At 70.5% G+C, this 4,697-nt stretch carries 3 protein-coding genes and 1 pseudogene; all 4 read right to left on the bottom strand.

From position 1 onward, the window contains the following. Positions 1-848, bottom strand: an 848-nt coding sequence (locus E1300_RS47675) for a serine/threonine-protein kinase (RefSeq protein WP_131763859.1), incomplete at its 3' end; no start/stop codon positions are given. Further along, positions 845-2,332 (bottom strand): peptidoglycan D,D-transpeptidase FtsI family protein, encoded by a 1,488-nt coding sequence (locus E1300_RS47680; RefSeq protein ID WP_131763860.1) that lies wholly within the window; start codon positions 2,330-2,332, stop codon positions 845-847. The genes E1300_RS47680 and E1300_RS47675, both read right to left, overlap by 4 nt. A 34-nt stretch (positions 2,333-2,366) precedes the next feature. Further along, a complete protein-coding gene (locus E1300_RS47685) occupies positions 2,367-3,953 on the bottom strand; it encodes an FtsW/RodA/SpoVE family cell cycle protein (protein WP_131763861.1) in 1,587 nt (528 codons plus the stop codon). Beyond that, a pseudogene (locus E1300_RS51010) lies at positions 3,954-4,697 on the bottom strand (serine/threonine-protein phosphatase); the annotation flags it as partial.

The raw sequence follows: 4,697 nt of genomic DNA on the forward strand, positions 1-4,697 counted from the left end.
GCCCTCCCGCGGGTCCGGCCGGCGTGTCCCGTGCTGAGCGAGGCGCGGATCGCCAGGGCGCGGTCGGCGACCGTCCCGGCGTCGGGCGGGCGGTCTCCCGGCGCCTTCGCCAGCATCTGCGCGATGAGCGCGCGGGCCGGGGCGGGCACCCGCGCCGGCAGCTCCGGCGGCGCGTCCCTGACGTGCTTCATCGCGATCTCGACCGGCGTCCGGCCGTCGAACGGCGGCGCGCCGGTCAGGCACTCGTAGGCGACGACGCCGAGCGAGTAGATGTCGGCCGCGCCGCTGAGCTCCTGCCCGGACGCCTGCTCCGGCGAGATGTAGTGCGCCGTCCCCATGACCATCCCGGTCTGGGTCTGCGACGCCGCCGCCAGCCGCCGCGCGATGCCGAAGTCGGTGATCTTGAGGGTGCCGTCGGTGGACAGCATCAGGTTGGCCGGCTTGACGTCGCGGTGCACGACCCCGGCCTCGTGCGCCACTGTCAGCGCCCGCCCGGCCTGGACGATCAGGTCGAGGACGGCCTCCACCGGCAGCCCGCCGTCGCGCGCGAGGATCTCGTCGAGCGGCTCGCCGCGGACCAGCTCCATGACGATGTAGGTGCGGCCGTCCTGCTCGCCGAAGTCGTACGCCTGGGCGATCCCGCCGTGCCGGAGCTCCGCGGCGAACCGCGCCTCCGCCTCGAACCGGTACCGGGCCGTGGCGTCCGACCCCCACTCCAGCCGCAGCAGCTTGACCGCCACCTGCCGGCCGGCGCGCTCGTCGGACGCCCGCCAGACCTCGCCCATCCCGCCGGTGGCCAGCCGCTCCAGCAGCCGGTACCGACGGTCGAGGACGAGGCCCGCGCTCACTTCTTCAGCACCTGCGCCATGATCGCCGCGGCCACCGGCCCGGCGTTGGTGGCGCCGTCGTTGGGACCCTCGGTGATCACCGCGAAGGCGTACCGCGGGTTCTCGATCGGGCCGAACCCGACGAACCACCGGGAGTTCGGGATGCCGCCGCCCTGCTCCGCGGTACCGGTCTTACCGGCGATGTTGCGACCCTGGAGGTTCTTGGCGGTGCCCTCGGAGACGACCGCGCGCATCATGTCGCGCAGCTGCTCGGCCGTGTCGGACTTGATCGGCTCCGCGAACTGCTCCGGCGAGGCGCTGTAGACCTCGCTCTGGTCCTTGGCCCGCGCCTTCTGCACCACGTACGGCTTCATGACCTTGCCGTTGTTGGCGATCGCGGCCGCGACCATCGCCATCTGCAGCGGCGTGGCCCGCACGTTCTCCTGGCCGATGCCGGACCGCGCCGTCCCGTCCTTGCCGGTCGGGATCGTCTTGCCGTTCGCGTCCTGGACGGACACGGGCACGGAGCTCTCGGCCGACGGGAAGTCCGGCTCGATGTTCACGCGCTTGTTGAACCCGAACTTCGAGGCGCCGTCGCTGAGCTGCTGGATGCCGAGGTCCAGCGCCATCTTGCCGAACGAGGTGTTGCAGGACTCGGCGAACGCGCCCTTCAGCGGTGCCTGGCTGCCGCAGTTGCCGTGGTCGTGCGAGTTCGGCAGCGGCCTGCCCGACTCGGGGAGGATCAACTGCCCGGTGTTGACGATGCTCTGCTCGTTCAGGCCGAGGGACTCCATGCCGACCGCCGAGGTGACGGCCTTGAACGACGAGCCGGGCGGGAACGTCTGGCTCAGCGCGTTGTCGACCAGCGGCTTGATGACGCCCTTGCCCTGGTCCAGCTCCGCCAGCCGCTTGGAGCCCTTCTCGCCGGTCTGCGGCGCGACCTCGTTCGGGTCGAACGACGGGTAGCCCGCCGCGACCTGCACCGCGCCGGTCTTGATGTCCATCACCACGGCGCCGCCGCGGCGGCCCGCCTGCGTCTGCGACCTGAGCTGCTCGTACGCCGTCCGCTGCGCCGCGGGGTTGATCGTCAGCTCCAGGTCGGCGCCCTCGGGCTTCTTGCCGATGAACGTGTCGAACCAGTGCTGCCGCGTGATCCGCTTGTCCTTGCCGGCGAGCAGCGAGTTGTAGGCGCGCTCGACGCCGTTCGCGCTGCCGCTGCCGCCGAAGAAGCCGGTGACCGGGGCGAAGATCGGCCCCTCCTTGTAGTTCCGGCCGTACTTCGGGTTGTCCTTGCCGGTCTCCTGCGAGGTCACGAGGACCACGCCGCCCGCCGAGATCTGCCCCCGCGGCGAGTTGAAGACGTCCGCGAACTGGCGGCTGTTGCGCTTGTCGGTGCGCAGGTCCTCCGCCTGGCTGCCCTGGACGTAGTTGACCTGGGCCATCAGCCCGAAGAAGAGCAGCAGCGCGAAGATCGCCACGCGCCGGATCGGCTTGTCCATGTTCATCGGGTCGGATCCCCCTCGGCGCTCGGGGCGCCGCTCACCTCGTGCTCACGATCTGGGTCATGCCCTCGTCCTGGATCGCCTGCGGGGCGGGCTTGCGGGCGTCGTGGCTCATCCGGACCAGGATCGCGATCAGGATCCAGTTGGCCATCAGGGACGACCCGCCCTGGGACAGGAACGGCGTCGTCAGACCGGTGAGCGGGATCAGCCGGGTGACGCCGCCGACGATCACGAACACCTGGAGCCCGAGGACGAACGACACGCCCCCGGCGAACAGTTTCAGGAACGGGTCGCGCGCCGCGACCGCGGTCTTCATCCCGCGCTGCACGATCAGCGCGTAGATCAGCAGCAGCACCATCAGCCCGGTCAGCCCGAGCTCCTCGCCCATCGAGTCGAAGATGAAGTCGCTGAACGACAGCGGCGTCCGCCACGGCTCGCCCTGGCCGAGGCCGGTGCCGAGCACCCCGCCCTGGCCGAGCGAGAACAGGCCCTTCATGAGCTGCGCGCTGTCGGAGTACTCGCCGCCGAGCTTGGCGCACGCGGAGAAGCCGGGCGAGATGGCGCCCTGGGCCTTGAACTGCTTGTAGATGTCGGTGTCGGGGTTGACGGGGACGACCTTGCCGCTCTCCAGCAGGCAGCCGCCGTCGAAGTACGGCTTCGGGTTCTGCCAGATGTCGATGCGCTGGTTGACGTGGCCCATGAACGGCAGCAGCGTCGCGATGAACACGCCGACCGTCAGCAGGCCGACGCCGATCACGACCCAGGACACCCGCTGCGTGGCGATGTACAGCATCGACACGAACAGGCCGAAGTACAGCAGCGCCGTTCCGAGGTCCTTCTGCATGAACAGCACGCCCAGGCAGAAGAACCAGATCACGAGGATCGGGCCGAGGTCGCGGCCGCGCGGCAGGCTCACCGGGCCGATCTTCTTGCCGATCAGCGACATCGCCTGCCGCTTGTTGACCAGGTAGCCGGCGAAGAACACGACCAGCAGCAGCTTGGCGAACTCGCCCGGCTGCACCGACAGCGGGCCGATGAAGATCCAGACGCGGGCGCCGTTCACCTCGGCGCCGAGGCCCGGGACGATCGGCAGCAGCAGCAGGATGATCGCGGTGAGGCCGATCAGGTAGGTGTAGCGCTGGGCGGTCTTCGGGGTGAACGACAGCGGCGCGTCCGTCTTGTCGGTGTCCCGCATGATCAGGATGGCGGCCACGAAGAGCGCGATGCCGACGAACGTCCAGACCAGCTGGCCCGGTGCGTCGGCCGCGTCCTGGAGGACCTTCTTGCCCGCCGCCGCGGCGGTCTTCCGGTCGTCGCTGGTGTCGAGGTCGAGCCGGTAGATCATCGCCAGCCCGAGCCCGTTCAGCGCGACCGCGAGCGGCAGCAGCAGCGGGTCGGCGTACGACGCGAACTTGGCCTGGACGAAGTAGGCGGCGAAGGCCAGCACCACGAGGCCGCCGCCGTAGATGAACAGGCCCTTCGGGATGTAGCCGTCACGGGCCAGCCCGACCTCGGCGAACGCCGACAGCGTCAGCACCATGGCGAAGACCAGCAGTGCCAGCGAGGCCGCGTTCCGCCGCTGGTACGGCAGGTGCGCCCTGATCTGCTGCCCGATCGTGCTCATCTAGGATTTCCCCCCGTTCGCGGGGCAGTCCTGAATGCGCGGGTTGCGCGCCTTGCACTCGTTCGCCCGGTTCTCCAGGTCCTTGAGCTTCGCCGCCGCGGCCTGCCGGCCGACCAGCGCGAACCCGCCCCTGGACAGGTTGGTCACGTCCGACGCGGGCAGCCCGGCCGTCGCCACGTTGCTGCCCATGACCTCGGCGGCCTCGCAGTTCCGCTGGCCCTTGCCCCGGATCACGACGACCTTGCCGCCCTTGTCCGAGAGGACGTACTTGCACACGTTGCTCTGGAGCGTCGCCACCGCACTCTTGCCCTTGACCGAGTAGCCCTCCCGGACGTTCGCCTGGAGGTTCTTCGGCAGGTCGTCGATCGGGATCGGCGGATTCGGCTGGTCCTTCTCGGGCGCCTTGCGGGACAGGCTGATCAGCGGCAGCTTGACATCGGGCGTCCCCCGGTACAGGACGACCTGGTTGTTCTTCTCGCCGATGTAGTAGCCGTTCCGGACGTTCTGCAGCAGCACGAAGCCGCCCGCCACGACGCCTACCACCACGACGCCCGCGACGACCACGAGCCAGGTCCACTTCCGGGCGCCGCCGCGCCGGGAGGGGCCGCCCTGGAGCGCGGCCTGCGGCACGGCCCCCGGCGGCGGGCCCGCCATCGGGTCGGCCATCGGCGCGGGGGCCGGCGGCGGCATCTCGTCCACCGCGACGGGCGGCTGCGGCATCGTGTCGCGCAGCTGCGCGGCCCG

Origin of the sequence: Actinomadura fibrosa (assembly GCF_900659615.1) — a bacterium.
In the GTDB taxonomy this organism is placed as follows: Bacteria; Actinomycetota; Actinomycetes; order Streptosporangiales; family Streptosporangiaceae; genus Spirillospora; species Spirillospora fibrosa.